The organism is Candidatus Anaeroferrophillus wilburensis (assembly GCA_016934315.1).
GTDB lineage: Bacteria > Desulfobacterota > Anaeroferrophillalia > Anaeroferrophillales > Anaeroferrophillaceae > Anaeroferrophillus > Anaeroferrophillus wilburensis.
Genome location: JAFGSY010000050.1, coordinates 1 through 19,497, shown reverse-complemented (window position 1 = coordinate 19,497; position 19,497 = coordinate 1). Strand labels below are relative to the sequence as shown.

At 53.0% G+C, this 19,497-nt stretch carries 18 protein-coding genes; 13 read left to right on the top strand and 5 right to left on the bottom strand.

Going from position 1 to position 19,497, the window contains the following annotated elements:
- The first annotated feature begins 163 nt into the window (after positions 1–163).
- The 5 genes from JXO50_12420 to JXO50_12400 all read left to right on the top strand — a co-directional run bounded on the left by JXO50_12420 (position 164) and on the right by JXO50_12400 (position 7,861).
- Positions 164–658 carry a 3-isopropylmalate dehydratase small subunit gene (locus JXO50_12420; GenBank protein MBN2333893.1) on the top strand — a complete coding sequence of 165 codons (495 nt, stop codon included), beginning with the start codon at positions 164–166 and terminating at the stop codon, positions 656–658.
- Positions 659–708: 50 nt separating this feature from the next.
- Positions 709–1,923, top strand: coding sequence for an isocitrate dehydrogenase (NADP(+)) (gene icd / locus JXO50_12415; GenBank protein ID MBN2333892.1), 1,215 nt, complete (start codon positions 709–711; stop codon positions 1,921–1,923).
- A 265-nt stretch (positions 1,924–2,188) separates the two neighbouring features.
- Complete coding sequence (locus tag JXO50_12410; protein MBN2333891.1) at positions 2,189–6,418, top strand: response regulator; 4,230 nt, start codon at positions 2,189–2,191, stop codon at positions 6,416–6,418.
- Positions 6,408–6,797 (top strand): response regulator, encoded by a 390-nt coding sequence (locus JXO50_12405; GenBank protein MBN2333890.1) that lies wholly within the window; start codon positions 6,408–6,410, stop codon positions 6,795–6,797. Before JXO50_12410 ends, JXO50_12405 begins: the two co-directional genes overlap by 11 nt.
- Positions 6,794–7,861 (top strand): response regulator, encoded by a 1,068-nt coding sequence (locus JXO50_12400; GenBank protein ID MBN2333889.1) that lies wholly within the window; start codon positions 6,794–6,796, stop codon positions 7,859–7,861. Before JXO50_12405 ends, JXO50_12400 begins: the two co-directional genes overlap by 4 nt.
- Before the next feature lie 23 nt (positions 7,862–7,884).
- Here JXO50_12400 and JXO50_12395 read toward each other — a convergent pair whose 3' ends face one another.
- From JXO50_12395 to JXO50_12380, 4 genes are all read right to left on the bottom strand, one after another.
- Positions 7,885–8,076: a DUF2892 domain-containing protein gene (locus JXO50_12395; protein ID MBN2333888.1), complete on the bottom strand. Its 192-nt coding sequence runs from the start codon at positions 8,074–8,076 to the stop codon at positions 7,885–7,887.
- A 4-nt stretch (positions 8,077–8,080) separates the two neighbouring features.
- Positions 8,081–8,476, bottom strand: a complete 396-nt coding sequence (locus JXO50_12390) for a DUF814 domain-containing protein (protein ID MBN2333887.1) — start codon at positions 8,474–8,476, stop codon at positions 8,081–8,083.
- Between the two features lie 38 nt (positions 8,477–8,514).
- Positions 8,515–9,471 (bottom strand): patatin-like phospholipase family protein, encoded by a 957-nt coding sequence (locus tag JXO50_12385; GenBank protein ID MBN2333886.1) that lies wholly within the window; start codon positions 9,469–9,471, stop codon positions 8,515–8,517.
- A 95-nt stretch (positions 9,472–9,566) separates the two neighbouring features.
- Entirely contained in the window at positions 9,567–9,722 is a 156-nt protein-coding gene (locus JXO50_12380; protein ID MBN2333885.1) for a hypothetical protein, read from the bottom strand.
- 61 nt (positions 9,723–9,783) lie between these two features.
- Between JXO50_12380 and JXO50_12375 the strand changes: the two genes are divergently transcribed.
- The 4 genes from JXO50_12375 to JXO50_12360 all read left to right on the top strand — a co-directional run bounded on the left by JXO50_12375 (position 9,784) and on the right by JXO50_12360 (position 15,330).
- Positions 9,784–11,250 (top strand): FAD-dependent oxidoreductase, encoded by a 1,467-nt coding sequence (locus tag JXO50_12375; GenBank protein ID MBN2333884.1) that lies wholly within the window; start codon positions 9,784–9,786, stop codon positions 11,248–11,250.
- 423 nt (positions 11,251–11,673) lie between these two features.
- Positions 11,674–13,761, top strand: a complete 2,088-nt coding sequence (locus tag JXO50_12370) for an elongation factor G (protein MBN2333883.1) — start codon at positions 11,674–11,676, stop codon at positions 13,759–13,761.
- Positions 13,762–13,841: 80 nt separating this feature from the next.
- Positions 13,842–14,540, top strand: coding sequence for a cytoplasmic protein (locus JXO50_12365; protein MBN2333882.1), 699 nt, complete (start codon positions 13,842–13,844; stop codon positions 14,538–14,540).
- Positions 14,541–14,937: 397 nt separating this feature from the next.
- Positions 14,938–15,330, top strand: a complete 393-nt coding sequence (locus tag JXO50_12360) for a hypothetical protein (GenBank protein MBN2333881.1) — start codon at positions 14,938–14,940, stop codon at positions 15,328–15,330.
- A gap of 154 nt (positions 15,331–15,484) precedes the next feature.
- On the opposite strand, the gene JXO50_12355 is transcribed toward JXO50_12360, so the two are convergent.
- Positions 15,485–15,685, bottom strand: a complete 201-nt coding sequence (locus JXO50_12355; protein MBN2333880.1) for a cold-shock protein — start codon at positions 15,683–15,685, stop codon at positions 15,485–15,487.
- A gap of 412 nt (positions 15,686–16,097) precedes the next feature.
- Here JXO50_12355 and JXO50_12350 point away from each other — a divergent pair, with 412 nt between their 5' ends.
- The 4 genes from JXO50_12350 to JXO50_12335 form a co-directional block, all read left to right on the top strand.
- A complete protein-coding gene (locus tag JXO50_12350) occupies positions 16,098–17,390 on the top strand; it encodes an MFS transporter (GenBank protein MBN2333879.1) in 1,293 nt (430 codons plus the stop codon).
- A 380-nt stretch (positions 17,391–17,770) separates the two neighbouring features.
- Positions 17,771–18,283, top strand: a complete 513-nt coding sequence (locus JXO50_12345) for a GNAT family N-acetyltransferase (GenBank protein ID MBN2333878.1) — start codon at positions 17,771–17,773, stop codon at positions 18,281–18,283.
- Between the two features lie 86 nt (positions 18,284–18,369).
- Positions 18,370–19,221, top strand: a complete 852-nt coding sequence (phnD, locus tag JXO50_12340) for a phosphate/phosphite/phosphonate ABC transporter substrate-binding protein (protein ID MBN2333877.1) — start codon at positions 18,370–18,372, stop codon at positions 19,219–19,221.
- Positions 19,211–19,497 (top strand): hypothetical protein (locus JXO50_12335; protein ID MBN2333876.1); only part of this gene is annotated, 287 nt, incomplete at its 3' end. The genes phnD and JXO50_12335, both read left to right, overlap by 11 nt.

Genomic DNA, 19,497 nt, shown 5'->3' with positions numbered 1-19,497 from the left:
AATAATTCGTAACAAACGCAGTAAAATCAAGCCTGATTTAGTGAAAATAGCGGCTTAACCCTCTAAAAACTTTAGACTGTCAAGTAACCTAATGTTTTTTTGATTAAAATTAATAGATAGTCAATCTCAATCCAGGTTGTGATCGACTGCTAAGGAGAATAAAATGCTGACAGGAAAAGCGTGGTTGTTTGGCGATGATATCAGCACCGACCATATTGCTCCGGGACGGTTGTTTCATTTGCGCTCCGATCTGCCGGAGCTGGCCAAGCATGTGCTCGAAGATGCCCGGCCGGAGTTTGCCGGCAGCATGACAAAAGGTGATTTTGTTATCGGCGGGCGCAACTTTGGTCTGGGATCAAGCCGTGAACATGCACCGACGATCATCAAGTTGGCCGGAGTAAGTGCGGTGGTGGCCAAATCCTTCGCCAGGATATTCTTCCGCAATGCCATCAATGTCGGTCTGCCGGTGATCATCTGCGATACGGATCGGATCAAGGAAGGCGATCAGCTGGAAGCTGATCTGGCGCAGGGGGTGCTGCGCAATGTTACCCAGGGTTATGAGGAATCTTTTCCGGCGTTGCCGCCGGTGATGACCGCCATTCTTTCCGAAGGCGGGCTGGTGCCTTATGTCCAGAAACATGGTGATCTGGCAATTTGACGGATGCCTTTGCAAGGAGAAAACGCATGGAAGATCACGTGAATGAAGAGATGTTGATAGGCTATCAGGGAGGCAGCTTCCAGGTTCCTGACCGTCCGGCCATCGGTTTTATCGAAGGTGACGGTACCGGTCCGGACATCTGGCGGGCAACCCAGCCGGTGTTGGATGCCGCGGTAGCCAAGGCGTACGGCGGCCGGCGGCAGATCGCCTGGCAGCCGCTGCTGGTGGGGGAGAAGGCTTATAAGGAAACTGGTTCCTACCTGCCGGAGGGCGCCCTTGCCAAGATCAGGCAATACCGGGTGTCCATCAAGGGGCCCCTGTCAACTCCGGTGGGCGGCGGCATCCGCAGTCTCAACGTTGCCCTGCGGCACCATTTCGATCTCTATGCCTGTGTAAGACCGGTGCGCTATTATGACGGGGTGCCAAACCCGATGAAGAACCCGGAACTACTCAATGTGGTGATTTTCCGTGAGAATACCGAAGATGTGTATGCCGGGATTGAATGGGAATCAGGTTCAGCCGATGCGGAAAAAGTGATCTCTTTCCTGCGCTCCGAAATGGGGGCGGCTATCCGGCCGTCAGCTGGTATCGGTATCAAGCCCATCAGCCCGGAGGGCAGTAAACGGCTGGTGCGGATGGCCATTGAATATGCCATCGAACATCGGCGCCGGGTGGTGACCCTGGTTCATAAAGGTAATATCATGAAGTTTACCGAAGGGGCTTTCCGGCAATGGGGTTACGAAGTGGCCCGGGAAGAGTTTGCCGGGCAGGTGATTACTGAAGAAGAGCTTTATGCCACCTATGATGGCCAGCTGCCGGTGGGCAAGATCCTGGTCAATGACCGGATTGCCGATGCCATGTTCCAGCAGCTCCTTCTGCGGCCGGCGGAGTATGAGGTGATTGCGACCCCCAACCTCAACGGCGATTATCTGTCCGATGCCTGCGCCGCCCAGGTGGGTGGTCTGGGCATGGCTCCCGGAGCCAATATCGGTGACGGCATTGCCATTTTTGAAGCAACCCATGGCACGGCGCCCAAGTATGCCGGCCTTGACAAGGTTAATCCCGGTTCACTCATCCTGTCGGGGAAAATGATGCTCGACCTGCTGGGCTGGCCGGAAGCGGCAGCCATGGTTGAGCGGGCTTTGCAGCAGGCCATCCTCAAAAAGCAGGTGACCTATGACCTGGCCCGCCAGATGGACGGTGCCCGGGAAGTGGGGTGTCGGGAGTTTGGTGAGCAGATTATCGCCTGCATGACGACGTTGTAAACTTGTCTGATGATTGCGGACGTCCTGAGCTGGTTGTCAGCGGTATTATGGCAGTTCACCTGGCTATGGCACTGATGACCGTTTGAGATATTTGACAATTCTGGCCCCGCCGGGTACATTAACCAATATGCCTGCGGGGCTTTTTCATGCCGTTTGCCATCGGTTTCTCTTCATGAGATGTTTTTTCTGGTCTGCGGGTGTCTCAAGATATCGCGTATGTCCAGGCCTGCTTCCTGTTGTTGACCGAGGAGAGGGATGTTAGGGAATGCCGCCTTTTGTCTCTACCCATATCCTGGATAACCGCCACCTGCTGATTGCCGGCATTTCCCTTGGTTATCTTCTCCTGCTTTTTGCGGCGGCCTACTATGCCGACCGGCGTAAGTTCCAGGGCCGTAGTATCGTCGCCAACCCGACTATTTATGCCCTGTCACTGGCCGTCTACTGTTCATCGTGGACCTACTATGGCAGTGTTGGCGAGATGGCCAATACCGGTTTCAAGTTTCTGACCATCTACCTTGGTCCCACCCTGACTGCCTTCTCCTGGTGGTTTATCCTTCGCAAGATGATCCGCATAACCCATGAAAACAACATTACCTCGATTGCCGATTTCATCAGTTCCCGCTATGGCAAATGCCCCCGTCTGGGAGCGCTGGTAACGGTCATTGCGATTATCGGCATTATGCCGTACATTGCCTTGCAGCTCAAGGCAATCTCGACCACCTTTGATATTCTCGTCCATCCCGTGCCGTTGGTAGTGGGCGTTTTTGCCGCCCCACCAATGCCGGGTGCCTATCCCATCTACCAGGATACCGCTTTCTATATCTCGGTGGTGCTGGCCATTTTTGGCGGCTTGTTCGGTGCCCGGCACTTGGATGCGTCGGAAAAGCATGAGGGCATGGTGGCGGCGGTGGCCCTTGAGTCGATTGTCAAGCTGCTGGCCTTTTTCCTGGTTGGCCTGTTTGTCACCTACGGCATGTTTGACGGCTTTAAAGATATCCTTACCCAGATTGCCAATCACGACCTCTATAAGCATCTGCTGCTCATCAATACCTCCCGGGCAAACAGCTACCAGTCATGGTTTACGATGATCGTTCTGTCGATGTCGGCAGTCATGTTTCTGCCGCGCCAGTTTCATATGGCGGTGATCGAAAATCATCGTGAGGAACATATCAAAAAAGCCATGTGTCTGTTTCCCTTGTACCTGTTCCTCATCAACCTCTTTGTGGTTCCCATCTCGTTCGGCGGCTTGTTGAAAATTGGCGGCCTTTCATCGACGGCCGATACCTATGTTCTTACCCTGCCGCTGCTGAACTCCCAGCTGAGCTTGTCGGTGCTGGCCTTTATCGGCGGCCTGTCAGCAGCCACCGGCATGGTGGTGGTCTCCTCGGTGACCCTCAGCACCATGCTGCTCAATAACCTGATCATGCCCCTCCTTCTGATGTTCCATGTCCGGGCAGACTTGTCTCGCTGGCTGATTCATGTGAAGCGGTTTGGCATCCTGCTGGTTATTTTTCTCGGCTACCTGTTCTTCCGCCTGTTCGGCGAGTCCTACATGCTGGTCAATATGGGACTCATCTCTTTCGCGGCGGCCATTCAATTTGCCCCGGCAATCATTGGCGGGCTGTACTGGAAAGGCGGGACGCGCTACGGGGCAATGAGCGGCATTTCCCTCGGTTTTGTCTTCTGGTTCTATACCCTGATGGTTCCCTCTTTTGTCCATTCCGGTTGGCTGCCAGCCTCAATTCTGCTGGAGGGTCCTTTCCATATCTGGTGGCTGAAGCCGACCGAACTTTTTGGTCTGGTGGGTTTTGATTTCTACTCCCATGCCCTTTTCTGGTCAATGACTACCAACGTGATCGCCTACCTGGCCTTTTCCCTGATCGGCCCCCAGGATGAGATCGACCGGCGCCAGGCGGAAAAATTTGTTAATGTCTTTCGTCCCACCATTGATCGGTTCATTCGCGAAAAGCGGTATGCCAACTTCCCTGCCCTGTCGGAAATTGAGAAGATGATGGCTAAATTTATCGGCAGGGAGAAGGCCAACCACTCGCTCATCGAATTTTTTGGTACGCCCAGCTATGAGAATAAGCTTGACCAGATGAACGATCAGGAACGGATGCAGCTGGCGGCCCAGGTGGAACGGGCGTTGGCTGGTTCGGTCGGTTCCTCGGCGGCCCGGGTTATCTGTGACAACTACATGCGGACTATTGGTTCGGAAATGGAAGATGTCTTTGACATCTTCGGCAAGATATCCCTTTCTCTGGAAGCCAGCCAGGATGAACTGCAACAGCGGGTCAAGGAGCTTTCGGTACTCTATGAGGCCAGTCGGACCATCTCATCTTCCCTTGACTGCAACCAGGTGATGGAGAATATCCTCGACTTGCTGGTGGAAAAGTTCAATGTCGACAACTGCTCCATCCGCCTGCTGGATGAGGATGGACTGCTGCGGATCAAGCGCCAGCGGGGTCTGCGGCCGGAATTTGTCAAAACAGCCGAGCGGCAGCCCACCATGGAGTGCCATTCGGGCGAGTGTTTCCTCACCGGTCGGGTGATTTATGTTCCTGATGCAGAAAACATCAGCAAACCGGTTTCCACCAACCTGATTACCAAACAGGGGATCAAATCGTTTGTCCAGGCGCCGATTTTTTCCGAGCAGGAAACCATCGGGGTGCTGACCGCTTCATCAATGAAGGGCAAGGGATACTTTTCCGACAAATTCATCGAACTCTTTAAAACCCTGGCCCAGCAGCTGGGGGTGGCGATTGAAAATGCCCGACTCTATGATCAGTTGGCGGTTTTTAACAAGGAACTGGAAGTGAAAGTGGCGGAACGGACCATTGAGCTGGAAAACAAGTCAATGCAGTTGGAGGAGGCCAACAAAGAGCTGAAGGAGGTCGATCGTCTCAAGTCTGAATTTCTGGCAAATATGTCCCATGAGCTGCGGACGCCGATGAATTCCATCATTGGCTACACCCAACTGCTTATTGACGGGGTTGACGGTCCAGTGACTGAGGATCAGCAGAGCAGCCTGGAAAAGGTGGAGCGGAATGCCGAACATCTCCTGTCGCTCATTAACGATATCCTTGATCTATCAAAAATAGAAGCCGGCAAAATGGTGCTGAATCTGCAGCCCATCGAACTGGGCGCGGTGATTACCGATACCCTTGATACCATTGCGCCACTGGTTGAAGACAAGCAGCTTGAGTTTACGACCCGGGTTACCGATTCTCTGCCAGCAGTGATGGGCGACGGGGAAAAGCTCAGGCAGATACTGATTAATCTGCTCAATAATGCAATCAAGTTTACCGACCGCAACGGACAGGTTAGCCTGAAAGCCGAGGTCTGGAGAGGACCGGTGCCGGCAGGCCTTGCCTCCGACCGGTCCTATCTGCAGCTGTCGATAGAAGACAGCGGCATCGGCATCAAGCAGGAAGATATGGAGCGCCTGTTCGGCGAGTTTGTCCAGCTTGATGCTTCAGCCAGCCGCAAGTACGGCGGCACCGGTTTGGGACTGAGTATTACCAAGCGACTGGTTGAAATGCACCATGGAACAATCTGGGTTGAGAGTGAGTATGGTAAGGGCTCGATCTTTTCTTTTCTTATCCCCTTTGCTGAACCGGTTTCATTGCTCCCGGATGGCAAGCCGGAGGTGCTGGAATCAGAGTATGATACGGCGGGTGGCAGTGACCGTCAACCTGGCGATTCAGTGGCTGCTGCTGTCAGTTGTGCTCCTCTTTCTGCCACGGACAATAAAGTGATTGTCACGGTGGCCGGTGACCGGGAGAATTCCCGCACCCTTGAACGCTATCTTACCGAAGCTCATTTTACCGCCGTTCCTTCATTCTCCCTGGCGGAGGCCATCGCGAAAGTAAAGGAGATGAAGCCTTTTCTGCTGGTTGTCGATCTCTACTTTTATATGAGTTCCGGCTGGGAGCTTATTAATAGCTTGAAGAATGCACCGGAAACCCATGATATTCCACTTATTCTTGTATCGCTCCAACAGCAGGACCAGGGCCTGGTTATCGGTCCGGATGACTATCTCATCAAACCGTTGGCAAAAGATGATATTGTTGCCGAGATCAGGAGAGTCTTTGATACGAATATCAGTGGTGATGTCCTGGTGGTTGATGATGAGCCTCTGGCCGTTGATTTGGAAAGCAAAGTTCTTAAGGAAATGGGGCTGAAAGTTCGTTCGGCTTTCAGCGGCCAGGAGGCCATGGCGCAGCTGCAGGCAAAACCACCGGGACTGGTTATCCTTGACCTGATGATGCCGGGAATTGACGGGTTTCAGGTGGCTGAATACATGAAGAGTGAGAGCCGGCTGCAAAACATTCCGATTATTATTGTGACGGCCAAGGACCTTGACGCCCGGGAGATTGAACAGCTCAATGGCCAGGTGCAGAAAATCATCAGAAAAGGTAGCAAAATGCGTGATCTGCTGCTAGCTGAAGTCAATAAATGGTTTGTCTTGCGGGGAAAATGTGATGGCCGATAAAGAAAAACCGGTAATCATGGTAGTGGAGGATAACGAAGATAATCGTGACCTGATTATCAAGGTGCTTGGCCGCCAGGGATATGAGATGGTTGGCGTCGATGATGGCAATGAGGCCCTGGCCAAACTGGATTTGGTGCTTCCTGATCTCATCCTGATGGATATCAATCTGCCGGGCATGGATGGCTATGAGGTAACCCGGCGTATCAGGAGCTCAGAGATGCATCGTTCCATCCCGATTGTCGCATTAACCGCCCATGCCATGCAGGGGGATGAAGCCAAGAGTCTGGCTGCCGGCTGTGATGCCTACGTCGCCAAGCCCATCAATGTACGTACCTTTCCGCTGACTGTTGCCCGGATTCTGGAGCAGAAAAAACGATGAAAGAAACAATTCTGATTGTTGATGACAACCTCGATAATGTTGAGCTGCTACGCAAAAGGTTGCGGTCCATGGATTATGAAACCATCGAAGGGTACGATGGTGAGCAGGCGGTGCAATTAACCCGGGAACACCGACCCGACATGGTATTGCTTGATGTCATGATGCCGAAGCTGGATGGTTTTGAGGTCTGCGAGATATTAAAGCAGGATGAAGCCACCAGACATATTCCCATTCTGATGCTGACCGCCAAACGGGAAATACCCGACAAAGTCAAGGGCCTAGGGCTTGGTGCCGACGATTATGTTACCAAGCCATTCAATTTCCAGGAGCTGCTGGCGCGAATTAAATCGCTTTTGAAGATCAGACGTGAGCACCAGAAACAGGTGGAGCTGGAGCGGCAGAAGGCTTTGGACCAGATGGTTGAAGGGGTGGCCCATGAAGTGCGTAATCCGGTGGTTTCCATCGGCGGTTTTGCCCGCCGGATTCTCGATGAATTGCCGGATGATGACCGCAAAAAAAAATATGCCCAGGTTATTCTTAAGGAGACGGAACGTCTGGAGCGGATGGTCAAAGATATCTTTGATTTCAAGATGGTTCCCAATGGTACCCGGGAGCATGAAGATATCCATCTGCTGCTGGATAATGCTCTGCATCACCTGGATGCCCTGTTGGCAGAAAACAACGTTGCGGTTACCAGGAATTTCGGCAGCGATCTGCCGGCAGTGGTGGTGAACCGCAATAACATGACCATTGCTTTTATCCAGGTGATGACCAATGCCATTGAAGCGATGCCCCAGGGGGGCGAGTTGACCATCAGCACCGCAGCTGCAGAGAATGTACAGGTGCGGGTGGTCATTGCCGATACCGGTCACGGCATGGCTGACAAGGATCTGGAGAGTATCTTTGATCCTTTCTATACCACGAAAATGTCCGGTGCCGGTATGGGGCTGCCGCTAGTGCGTAAAATCATCGATGACAACCACGGCCTGATTACGGTGGAAAGCAAGGTGGGGGAGGGTACCCGGGTCAGCATTATCCTGCCGGGGGAGAATCAGACTTCCTGATGCGGTTCGCTGTCGCGGGCAGTTTATGGTTTGCCGATGCTGAATTTGTTCAGGATATCTTCCATCAGGCACCATTTGGTAAAGGCGGACTGCAGGAGGTTCAGGCCGACAAAGGCGGTAAAGAGATGCCACCAGGCTGTGTGCAGGTAGCCCAGCAGCAGAGACAGCAGAATCAAGGTGCCGGCAACGGCGCGGATGATATGTTCCCGTTTCATTTTCTCACTCCTTCCCTGTTGGCGGTATTTCCGGTTTTACCTTAAAAATGATTTCTTTGCGGATCTGAACGGTTCCCGGCTTTGCTCCCCGGGGTTTAGTGACATAGCGGGCCTTGGTGCAGGAAACCGCCACCACGCCGCCGTTTCTGGCCTTGCTGTGGTAGGCGGCTATGGCCGCCGCCTGTTTCAGTACCCGGCGGTCGGCATCCTCCCCGGGATGGTGCCGAAGCAGCACATGGCTGCCGGGCATGCCGCGCACATGGAACCACCAATCGTCAGGGTTGGCCATCTTGAGGCTCAGCCGGTCGTTATCCGCATCGCTGCGGCCGGCCAATACCACCCAGCCGCCAGGCAGTTCATATTCATGGAGATGTAAAGCAGGCGGAGAATAGGGTGTCATAAGGGGCAATTTTTTACTGCGCTGGTGGTAGATCCGTGTTATTGGCCGACCAGGTTTTTCAGGGCGGGGAGCATCGTGCTGACACTCCGCTGGCCGGCTTTTATTGCTTCCCCGGCCTGGTCAAATTCCAACAGACCGATATGGGCAACCCGGGGTGCCAGGATGATATCCGGTGGATCACCGGCCATCCGGCTGCGGGTTAGTCGGAGCTGCATGATGGCGATGGAACTGGCCAGAACATCAAAAAGTCCCGGAGTTGGCCGTTTCGGTTCAAACCATTGAGAAACCAGCGCGTCAGCCCGGTGTTTCAGTTCTCCCGAAAGTTTTTCAAGCAGCGTTGCTTCAGCGCTGACCGGCTGCAGAGCATCATTATCTTTGTCCGATATCATGCAAAGCTGGCGGCTGACCAGGTCGCCATTGAGGTTGACCGCAATGACGATTTCAGCCCCCAGAGCCCGGCAGAGGGAAACCGGTACCGGGTTGACCAGGCCGCCGTCCACCAGCCATTGGTCATTAAGATACACAGGGGTGAAAATCCCCGGCAGGGCAATGGAAGCACGGATGGCTTCCAACAGGGGCCCCTGCTGGAACCAGACCTCCCGGCCGCTGCCCAGATCGGTGGCCACGCAGGCATACTGTCTCGGTAGATCTTCGATAGCGGTGTCGCCCAGGTAATGGCGAAAAAAATCGATCAGTTTTCTGCCTTCCACAAACCCGCCCCCGGTGAGCAGGCCGATATCAAGGTACTTGATGATCTCCTTGCGTTCCAGCTGCAGGAGCCATTCGGTCAACTGCTCCAGGTAACCGCCTACATAAAGGCCGCCAACCAGCGCACCGATGGAGGTGCCGCAGACAATATCGGGGACAATACCCAGCGACTCCAGCTCATTGATGACGCCAATATGGGCCCAGCCGCGGGCGGCACCACTGCCCAGTGCCAGACCGATTCTGGGTTTTACTGTCTTCAGCTGGCCATCGTTCCATTTGTTTTTCATGATCACTGCATGGTGGCGGGGGAAGAGCCTGAATGGTGGATTATTGACGGTTGTCGCAAAGTCGGTTGGACATGTTCTGGCGACTTACACAAGAACTACTTGACCTGAGGCAGGCTGGTGAAATAGACATAGTAAGCATAGGCAAGATAGAAGAGAAAAAGCACGCCTATGCCGATCATGATTTTGTTGATTGTCTGCAGCAGGCGATATTTGCGGTTTTTCTTATCACTGTTTTGTTGGTTGCTGTTCATGGTCTTGTCAATACCATAGTGGTGTCAGGTGAGGCAAGGGAAAACCGAGAAGGAGAGCATGATGGCCGGGAATTTTTCCTATGATATGGGCATTATCGGCGGCGGCGCAGCCGGTTTGACGATTGCCGCGGGCAGTGCCAAGCTGGGTGCAAAAACGTTGCTGGTGGAAAAGGAATCGCAGCTGGGAGGTGATTGCCTCCATTATGGCTGCGTGCCCAGCAAAGCCCTGATAAAAACCGCCCAGGTTTACCACCAGATGAAAGATGTCCAACGATACGGTGTGCCGCCGGTGGTGCTGCCGGAGATTACGTTCAGCCGGGTTGCCGAGCGTATTCGCAATGTCCAGGCAGCTATCCAGCACCATGATTCACCGGAACGGTTCTGTTCTTTGGGGGTGCAGGTTGAGATTGGCGTCCCGGAGTTCGTTGATGAGCATGAAATACGCCTTAACGGCAAGCAGTATACAGCCCGCAACTGGGTGATTGCCACCGGTTCAGCGGCTGCTGTTCCGCCGCTTCCCGGTTTGGCATCAACCCCGTTCATCACCAACCGTGAGCTGTTTTCCCTGGAGAAACTGCCGACTTCGATGATTATCCTGGGGGCCGGTCCCATTGCTTGCGAAATGGCCCAGGCATTCAACCGGCTGGGAACGAAGGTTACCATAATCCAGCGCAGCCATCAGATCCTCAGTAACGAAGATAAAGATATGGCTGACGGGGTCATGGCTGTCCTGGCTGCCGAGGGCGTCCGGTTTTTGCTGGAGACCCAGGTGCAGCAGGTGGAAAACCTTGGTGCAGCGCGGCAGGTAACGGTGGCAGCAAAGGATGGCTCGGTCAGGAAGATTCAGGCTGAAACCCTGCTGGTTGCCCTGGGCCGGACCGCCAATGTCAGCGGCCTGGGGCTGGAGCAGGCCGGGGTTGTTTTCGATCACAAGGGGATCAAAGTAGACAGCCGTCTGCGCACAAATCACAAGCATATGTATGCTGCCGGCGATGTGGTTGGGACATTTCAGTTTACCCATGCCGCCGGGTACGAGGGGGGAATTGTTGTCAGTAACGCCATTTTCCATCTACCCCGCAAAGCTGATTATACCTGGATGCCCTGGTGCACCTATGCCGATCCTGAGTTGGCTGGTATCGGCATGAATGAGAAGGCAGCGGCGGCGGCCGGCATCAACTATACTGTGTGGCGCGAATCTTTTGCTGATAACGATCGCAGCATTGCCGAGGGCAATCCCACCGGCGGGATAAAAATGCTCCTGGATGAGAAGGAAAAACCCCTGGGAATCCAGATTTTCGGCCCCCGGGCCGGCGATCTGCTGGGCGAGTGGGTGGCGGTGGTCAACGGCGGGGTCAAACTGGCTACTCTGGCTGGAGCGGTTCATCCGTATCCCACCCTGGGGGAGATCAATAAGCGGGTTGTTGGCAGTTTTCTGGCCAGCAAGATTTTTTCAGAGACGGTGAAAAAAGGGCTGAAGTTTATCTTCAACCTCAAGGGCCGGGCCTGTGACGTTGACCTGTTGGAATAATAAAATCCGCCCCTTAGAACGGTGGCTGCGGCCAAGCGATACGCTGTGATTGGCAGGCGCATCATTCAACTCCTTCGTCGTTGTCACATGGCAGATATGACTAACGTGAGCAGTAGGGTAAATAGTTCTTGCATTTACTCGTTTTTCAGTGTATATACACGCCCTCCCAAATTATTGAAAGAGCGGATGAAAACCATATGAGCACCCTGTCGGGAGCTTCGGAGAAACAGTCTCAAGCGTAGAAAAACTGAAAAACCGCTACACGTTGTTTACATTGCTTCCCTGTCAGCAACATCCCCGCAGCGAAAACAATCAGTAGATTACTATTGTCGTCAAGAAAGTGATGGTACCTATGGCTGCCATAGAGCCGTTGTTGTACGTATGTTGTTAAGTAGCATGTGACCAGGAAAAAGGAATTGGAAGATGAAGAAAGATCTGCAAAAGGTAAGAAACATCGGTATCAGCGCCCATATTGACTCGGGTAAAACAACCTTGACAGAGCGTATTTTGTTCTATACCGACCGCATTCATGCGATTCATGATGTCAAAGGCAAGGATGGTGTCGGGGCAACCATGGACTCCATGGAGCTGGAAAAGGAGCGGGGTATTACCATTGCTTCGGCGGCGACCTTCTGTGAGTGGCAAGATCACGAGATCAATATTATTGATACCCCCGGCCACGTTGACTTTACCATTGAGGTCGAGCGTTCATTGCGGGTTCTGGATGGTGCGGTCCTGGTCTTGTGTTCCGTTGGCGGGGTGCAGTCGCAGTCCATAACTGTTGATCAGCAGATGAAGCGCTATAAAGTTCCCAGCATTGCCTTTATCAACAAATGCGACCGGAGCGGTGCCAATCCCCTGCGGGTTATCACTCAGCTGCGGGAGAAACTGGGACACAACGCGGTGGCCATGCAGCTGCCCATTGGCCTGGAAGCCGACTTTGAAGGTGTGGTCGATCTGGTGACCATGAAAGCGATCTATTTTGATGGTGCCAACGGCGAGCAGCTTCGTATCGAAGAGATTCCCGCTTCCCTGGTTGCCGAAGCCGAAGAGAAACGTGAAGAACTTATCGATGCCGCTTCCATCTTTTCCGATGATTTGACCGAAGCGATTCTTGAGGAACAGGATATTCCAGCGGAGATGATCCATGCCGCTCTGAGAAAAGGTGCCATGACCAGGGAAATCACGCCGGTATTCATGGGTTCCGCCTATAAAAACAAGGGGGTGCAGCCGCTCTTGGATGCGGTTAACTCCATTCTTCCCTGTCCCGCAGATGTTGACAATGAGGCCCTTGATCTGGATAAGGATGAGGAGCCGGTGGTGCTTTCCAGTGACGATAAAAAACCGGTGGTCGCCCTGGCCTTCAAGCTTGAGGATGGACCTTACGGTCAGTTGACTTATATCCGGGTGTACCAGGGGACGATTGCCAAGGGAGATACGGTGATCAACGTGCGGAGCGGAAAAAAGATCAAAATCGGTCGCCTGGTGCGGATGCATGCCAACCAGATGGAGGATATCGATTCCTTGTCGTCAGGGTATATCGGCGCACTGTTCGGCGTTGACTGTGCTTCCGGTGATACCTTTGTTGCCCCCGGTCTTAACCTGACCATGACCTCCATGTTTGTCCCCAACCCGGTTATTTCCCTGGCAATAATGCCCAAGGACAACAAGGCCCAGGTTAATATGTCCAAAGCACTGAACCGCTTTTCAAAGGAGGATCCCACCTTCCGCACCTATGTGGATGATGAGACCAATGAAACCATTATCGAAGGCATGGGGGAGTTGCATCTCGAAGTCTATGTGGAACGGATGCGGCGTGAATATGCCGCCGAGGTGGAAACGGGGCAGCCCCGGGTTGCCTATCGGGAAACCATTACCCGCAAGGCCGAGTTCAACTATACCCACAAAAAGCAGACCGGCGGTTCCGGTCAGTATGGCCGGATTGCCGGTTATCTGGAGCCGGCGGTTGATGAAGATTTTATCTTTGAAAGCCAGATCGTCGGCGGCTCCATTCCAACCCAGTTCATTCCCGCCTGTGAAAAAGGCTTCAGGGCCTGTCTCAAGAAGGGGCCGAAGATGGAATATCCGGTTACCGGAGTGAAGGTGGTGATCAACGATGGTGCCTCCCACTCGGTTGACTCTTCGGAAATGGCTTTTCAGGCGGCAGCTCGCGGCGCATTCCTTGAAGGATATGCCAAGGCTGGAGCAGCAATTCTGGAGCCGATCATGAAAGTGGTGGTGGAAACTCCCACTGAGTTCCAGGGGTCGGTGATGGGAACCATCAACCAGCGCCGGGGCATCATTCTCGGTACTCAGGATGAGGGACACATGTGTGTGGTGGAATCCCAGGTTCCCCTGGCGGAGATGTTCGGTTACTCCACCGTCCTGCGTTCTTCCACTCAGGGTAAGGCCCAGTTTACCATGGAGTTTTCCACCTATAAAAAGGTTCCCCAGGCGATTGGCGAAGAGTTGGCCAAGAAATATGCTGAATCGAAGAAAGATGTTGCCTAGCAGTGGATATGGTAAAACAGCAGATGGGTGCATTGCCTGTCAAAGCCCAGATTATCTACCTGAGACAAAGGAATATTACCATGTTGAAAAATGATCTTATTCTCCGCAATCCGCTGAATGTCCTTGGCGGCCAAAGTGAAGATGTTATTGAGCCCGGTCAGTTAGGTGCCATTCTGTCCCGTGCCGGAGTGGGGAAAACCTCAATGCTTATCCAGATAGCGCTCAACGCCCTGCTGCGTCAGAAAAATGTGCTGCATGTCAGCTTTGAAGATCCGGTTCGCAAAGTGAATCTCTGGTATAAAGAGGTGGTGCAGGACCTGGCTGATCAGTACAAAATTGAGCAGACCGAAGCCCTTTGGGAAACCATCCTGCCGCACCGTTTCATCATGACTTTTGCCAATGATGGGTTCAGTGCCGCCCGCCTTGAAGAGCGGGTCAATGAGCTCCTTGATCAGGATATTTTCACCCCCCAGGTGCTCCTGGTTGACGGCCTTCCCTTTGTGCCGGAAATGCGGACGCAGCTTAAAGAGATGAAAGATCTGGCTGCCAGACATGGCATGCAGGTCTGGTTTACGGTAAGGATTCATCGCCATGAACAGCCCACTGAAGATGGTCTGCCGGTGCAGTTGCAGGATGTTGATGACCTGTTTAACGTCCTTCTGCTGTTGCAGCCGGATGGCAAGGATATTTATGTCAAAGCTCTTAAAGGGCAGGGTGATGCGTGTGCCGATACCTCACTCCAGCTTGACCCGGCAACCATGTTGCTGAAAATCAAGTAATACCCTGTGTTTTTTGGTGCACATCAGTTTCGGTCTGCAGGTGAAAAAAGCAAAGCCAGTGATGGCTTTGCTTTTTTGCTGGTGGCTGGATCATGTCAGTAAAACCTTACATCAGGAGAATGTTTTTTACAGCTCCGCGCTCCCGGTTGACATTTTTTACAGGGTTGGTATGCTTTCCGATGCGCACACCAAACGGCATCATGGGCGCTGCCGCCGGTAAGCAGGCTGCCTGGGTTCCCCCTGATCATTCTGTCTTATGCCGTTTTTGATCAGCGTAGTGTTTGTATGGCTGGAATATTGCATCATTTTAAAAAACAACTGTGCTGGATATTCGCTGCAGTTGGTTTTTGGTAACGGAAAAACAACCAGAACGTACAGAACAGTCGAGGAGGAAACCATGAAAAAAGCAGCATTATGTATGATGGCAATGGTGATCATGATGGCGCCTGGTGCGGTGATGGCAAAAAAAGGCGGCCAGTCCGGCGGCCAAAGTGCGCCAAGCATGAAGGCTTATGATCATGCCAGTGGCAAGGCGAGCTTCAACCGTGAAGACGGGGCGGCCGGCACATCCATGATGCAGGAGAAAAAGCAGGAGATGGAGGCTCAGGAAAATCAGTACCAGGAAAAGCAGCAGAACCGCTATGAGGAAAAGAAAGCTTATGGTGAACAGGGTGCTGAGGCGGAAAAGAAATACCGTGAAAGACTCGAACAGTCTGAAACGGAAGCAGAAAAGAGATACTGGAATGAGAAGCTGCTAAAGTTGCAGGAAAAGAAAGGTGGCAGTGAATAACTGTCAGCCGTTTTTCCCGCTGCCAAAGATTGGTAGGTGAAGGAAGCCCAGATCGGTAGTGGTTTTTTCTTTGACAGTAGGGTTTGAGTCGAATAGCATAAAAAAAATGCCCCGCATCGAGCGGGGCATTTTAACTGAACTTTAGAGAGATCGTTTACAGGGTGACAACGTTGTCAGCCGCCGGGCCTTTCTGGCCTTCAACAACATCAAACTTAACCCGGGCGCCCTCATCAAGTGTTTTGTAGCCATCAGTCTTAATTGCGGAGAAATGGACGAAAATATCCGGACCATCATCCTGTGCAATAAAGCCAAAACCCTTCGAAGAATCAAACCATTTTACCGTTCCTTCTGCCATTTTACTACTCCTTTGCTACTCGGCTCCTTTAACAGGAACCAATTTTTAAAATAGTTCCAACTTTAACTGAAAAGCCGGAACTGCAGTCTGTTTGTTTCAAGCCCTAAAACCAACAAAACCGCACGCCCTCACCTGAGGATTGTGCGGTTCTTTCTTCTTGTATATTTACGGACTACAAATAGACACTGCACAACAACTCCACCCTTGTAGCATAGTGAATCAGGCAATGCAAGTTTTTTATCAAAATATTTTTTCTTTCCTGCAAAATTTTTTCAAGAGAAACTGCGAGCCGCAGGTGCAGATGATTCTTGACCTTAAAATCATTATAGCTTAAGCAGTAAGAGCCGGCAACCTCTTTATCTGAATATTCTTTTTTTTAATATGTGCCTGCAGTGTTGAAAGGATTCTGTGGATGGAAGATACCTTGCGAAAATTCCCCCCGGCCTCACTTGCTTGGACAATCTGGGGGCTGGGAGCGGCTCTTTATCTGATCGGTTTCTTCCAACGGGTGGCACCGGCGGTGATGACAGCCGAACTGATGCAGCATTTTCAGATCAGTGCCACCGGCCTCGGGAGTCTTTCCGCCTTTTACTTTTACAGCTATGTCGCCATGCAGACCCCCACCGGTATTCTTGCAGACCTCTGGGGACCCCGCCGGTTGCTCAGCTTCGGGGCTCTTGTGGCTGGGGTGGGCAGTTTTGTTTTCGGTGTTGCGCCAACATTTGCCTGGGCAAGTCTCGGTCGTTTGCTGATCGGCGGTTCGGTGGCGGTTGCATTTGTGGGCATGCTGAAAGTAGCCAGCCATTGGTTTGCCCCCCGCCAGTATGCCACGGCATCCGGTCTGGCGCTTTTTTGTGGGATTATCGGTGCTGTTTTTGCCGGTGTGCCATTGCGGTTGCTGGTCAATGCCATCGGTTGGCAGCCGGTGATGCTGGCCACCGGCTGTCTGACGCTGCTGGTGGCGGCGGCTATCTGGTGGGTGGTTCGTGATGATCCGGCGGACAAGGGTTATGCCAGTCATGCCCACCAGCCAGAAGTATCCGGCAGTCCCCGTCAAGGGGTGCTGGCCGGTATCCGGGAAATCTTCCGTTATCCGAATACGCTGCTGCTTTGCCTGGTTCCCGGTGGTGTCGTGGGCTGCGTACTGACCTTCTCGGGTCTCTGGGGAGTCCCATTTTTGACCACCCATTATGGCATGTCTCCGGCTCAGGCGGCGGCGCTGACTTCCTCCCTGTTAGTGGCCTGGGCGGTTGGCGGTCCCGTATTCGGAGGACTGTCGGACCGGATAGGCAAACGCAAGCCATTGTACGTCTTAGGCTGCTGGCTGGTGGCTGGTTCCTGGATCATAATTATTTTTGTACCTGCCATGCCGCTTTTTCTATTGATAACGATGCTGCTGGTGGCTGGTTTTGCCTCCGGCTGCATGATTATCGGTTTTGCTTTCGTTAAAGAATCGGTGCCGGCCCATTTGTCCGGGACGGTCTCCGGGGTCTGCAATATGGGGGTGATGAGCGGCCCCATGCTCCTGCAGCCGGCGGTGGGCCTGGTGCTTGACCGTTACTGGGGAGGTGAGATGATCAACGGAATAAAAATCTACAGCCTGACCGCTTTTAGATATGGTTTTTCCCTGATGCTGGCCTGGGCCCTGCTGGGCTGTATCCTGATCTTTTTCACCCGTGAAACCAACTGTAAACAGCATCGATGAGAAGGGGGGCAGCGCGAAAAAACTGGCCTAATTTTCAGCTGAAATGCCGGGTATCCGACAACCCCTGGAATAAAGAAGAGAATGGTACCGCTGTCACCTTTTCAGTGTCCTTTACCGGTACTCCGGGTTCCCATTGTCATTCCCCTCTGTCCTTTCCCATTCTTCACTACCGAAAAATAAAAAATATGCTATATTGTCTCTGTTCCTTTGTCGGGGACACATGGTGTTCATTATTGCCTGTGTTTCGCTGCTGAAAAGATTGGTGATGGTGGATTAGGTGTTCTTGTGCGATATGGAAGAGCTGAAATCGCTGCCACTTGAAGTGTAAGGGATGCGTTATGAAACGTGCTGGAGATGGGGGGAATTCTTCCACTTCCGGGATGACCGTTGAGGCTGGTTACGTTCCCGGGCTTATTGGCAGGGTGGTGGCAATGCACGCTGACTACTACCACCAGCACTGGGGTTTTGGTTCCTATTTTGAAGCCAAGGTGGCTGCCGGCCTGGGGGAGTTTGTCGGCCGTTTTGACCAGGAGCGGGATGCCTTGTGGTCTGTTGTGCAAAACGGCAGCGTTGAAGCCTGTCTGGCCATTGATGGCTTGCGGGCCGTGGAACAGGGTGCCCACCTTCGCTGGTTTATCGTTTCAGATACGTTGCGTGGTCACGGTATGGGGTGGCTGCTGCTCCAGCGGGCGATGGAGTTCTGTGATCGCAAAGGATATCAAAGTCTCTACCTGTGGACTTTTGCCGGCCTTGATGCCGCTCGGCATCTCTATGAAAAGGCCGGTTTCAGGTTGGTGGAAGAGTGCTGGGGGGAACAGTGGGGAACCAAAGTCATGGAGCAGCGCTTTGTCCGACAGGCTGGGCAGGGGTTAGGTTGTCTTCCCCCGGTGTAAAAGGATGGCGCAGGGGCCGCTTTCCTTGGAAAAAACGCCATGGTAATGGCAGTATCTTTATTTTTTGCGGTCCGGGAACTTTTCGTATGATCCGGTTGACCATCATCATGCTGTCGGTTCTTATCCTCACGACCCCTGCCTGGAGCCAGAAGCCCCTACTGCTGGGCATTCACCCCTTCCTTCCCTATGAAACACTGGAAAAAAAGTTTGCGCCGCTGGCGGCTTACCTTGGCCAGGAACTGGACCGGCTTGTCATTGTCCGGATTGGCAGCAGCTACCAGGATCACATCGATGCCACCGGCCACGACCAGGTTGATATGGCCTATCTTGGGCCGGCAGAATACGTCATGCTGGTGGAAAAGTATGGCCCGAGACCGCTGATTGCCTGCCAGGAAACTGATGGTGAAACGTTTTTCAGGGGGGTGGTGGTCGTCAGAAATGACAGCCCGGCCACCAGTCTTGCGGCGTTGGAAGAAGGGGAGTTTGCTTTTGTCGATCGTCATTCAACAATGGGCTACCTGGTTCCCCTGGCAATGCTGCAGCAGGAAAATCCGCACCTCATTGCCGAGCGGCGCTACCGGTTTTTAAAAACCCATGAGGACGTTGCCTTGGGGGTGCTGGCCGGTGATTTTGCGGCCGGGGCGGTCAAAGAAGCCGTCTTTCAACGGTTTAAGACAAGGGGGCTGAAAATGCTGACCGCGACGCCGGCGGTTGCTGAGTATCTTTTTGTTGCCAGCAGCACCATGCCGGCGATGACCGTTGAGCGGCTGCGCCTCGCCCTGCTGAATCTCAAGATGACTGCAGAAGGACGGCAAGTGTTGTACGCCATTAAAGAGTCGTTGACCGGATTCTCCCCGGTATGTGATGCCGATTATGATAGTTTGCGGCAGATGCTTGCTTTGCCCAAACAGGAGGAGGGGGTGGGCAATGAACGGTAGGCTGCGCGCCAAACAGCCGATAACCTATTGGTTTATCCTGCTTTTGGTTGTTCTGGTTCAGATTGTCATTGCCTGGCGTGCGGTCGTGGCAGATCATCATTTTCATCTGGCGGAGATTGAAAGCAATGCTGAAAAGAACATTCAGTTTCTCAACCATGTGCTGCGTGAAAAACTGCAGAACAGGGAATATGCGGCAACGGATACTTTTCTCCGGCAGTGGAGCGTTTCCCACAGCCCCCAGGTGGTGGAGATCAGTCTGACGACTGCCAACGGTTT

Excerpts from the sequence above, each read along its gene's own strand:
- JXO50_12420 (MBN2333893.1), top strand. The coding sequence starts at position 164 with ATGCTGACAGGAAAAGCGTGGTTGTTTGGCGATGATATCAGCACCGAC.
- icd (MBN2333892.1), top strand. The coding sequence starts at position 709 with ATGTTGATAGGCTATCAGGGAGGCAGCTTCCAGGTTCCTGACCGTCCG.
- JXO50_12410 (MBN2333891.1), top strand. The coding sequence starts at position 2,189 with ATGCCGCCTTTTGTCTCTACCCATATCCTGGATAACCGCCACCTGCTG.
- JXO50_12405 (MBN2333890.1), top strand. The coding sequence starts at position 6,408 with ATGGCCGATAAAGAAAAACCGGTAATCATGGTAGTGGAGGATAACGAA.
- JXO50_12400 (MBN2333889.1), top strand. The coding sequence starts at position 6,794 with ATGAAAGAAACAATTCTGATTGTTGATGACAACCTCGATAATGTTGAG.
- JXO50_12395 (MBN2333888.1), bottom strand. The coding sequence starts at position 8,076 with ATGAAACGGGAACATATCATCCGCGCCGTTGCCGGCACCTTGATTCTG.
- JXO50_12390 (MBN2333887.1), bottom strand. The coding sequence starts at position 8,476 with ATGACACCCTATTCTCCGCCTGCTTTACATCTCCATGAATATGAACTG.
- JXO50_12385 (MBN2333886.1), bottom strand. The coding sequence starts at position 9,471 with ATGAAAAACAAATGGAACGATGGCCAGCTGAAGACAGTAAAACCCAGA.
- JXO50_12380 (MBN2333885.1), bottom strand. The coding sequence starts at position 9,722 with ATGAACAGCAACCAACAAAACAGTGATAAGAAAAACCGCAAATATCGC.
- JXO50_12375 (MBN2333884.1), top strand. The coding sequence starts at position 9,784 with ATGGCCGGGAATTTTTCCTATGATATGGGCATTATCGGCGGCGGCGCA.
- JXO50_12370 (MBN2333883.1), top strand. The coding sequence starts at position 11,674 with ATGAAGAAAGATCTGCAAAAGGTAAGAAACATCGGTATCAGCGCCCAT.
- JXO50_12365 (MBN2333882.1), top strand. The coding sequence starts at position 13,842 with ATGTTGAAAAATGATCTTATTCTCCGCAATCCGCTGAATGTCCTTGGC.
- JXO50_12360 (MBN2333881.1), top strand. The coding sequence starts at position 14,938 with ATGAAAAAAGCAGCATTATGTATGATGGCAATGGTGATCATGATGGCG.
- JXO50_12355 (MBN2333880.1), bottom strand. The coding sequence starts at position 15,685 with ATGGCAGAAGGAACGGTAAAATGGTTTGATTCTTCGAAGGGTTTTGGC.
- JXO50_12350 (MBN2333879.1), top strand. The coding sequence starts at position 16,098 with ATGGAAGATACCTTGCGAAAATTCCCCCCGGCCTCACTTGCTTGGACA.
- JXO50_12345 (MBN2333878.1), top strand. The coding sequence starts at position 17,771 with ATGACCGTTGAGGCTGGTTACGTTCCCGGGCTTATTGGCAGGGTGGTG.
- phnD (MBN2333877.1), top strand. The coding sequence starts at position 18,370 with ATGATCCGGTTGACCATCATCATGCTGTCGGTTCTTATCCTCACGACC.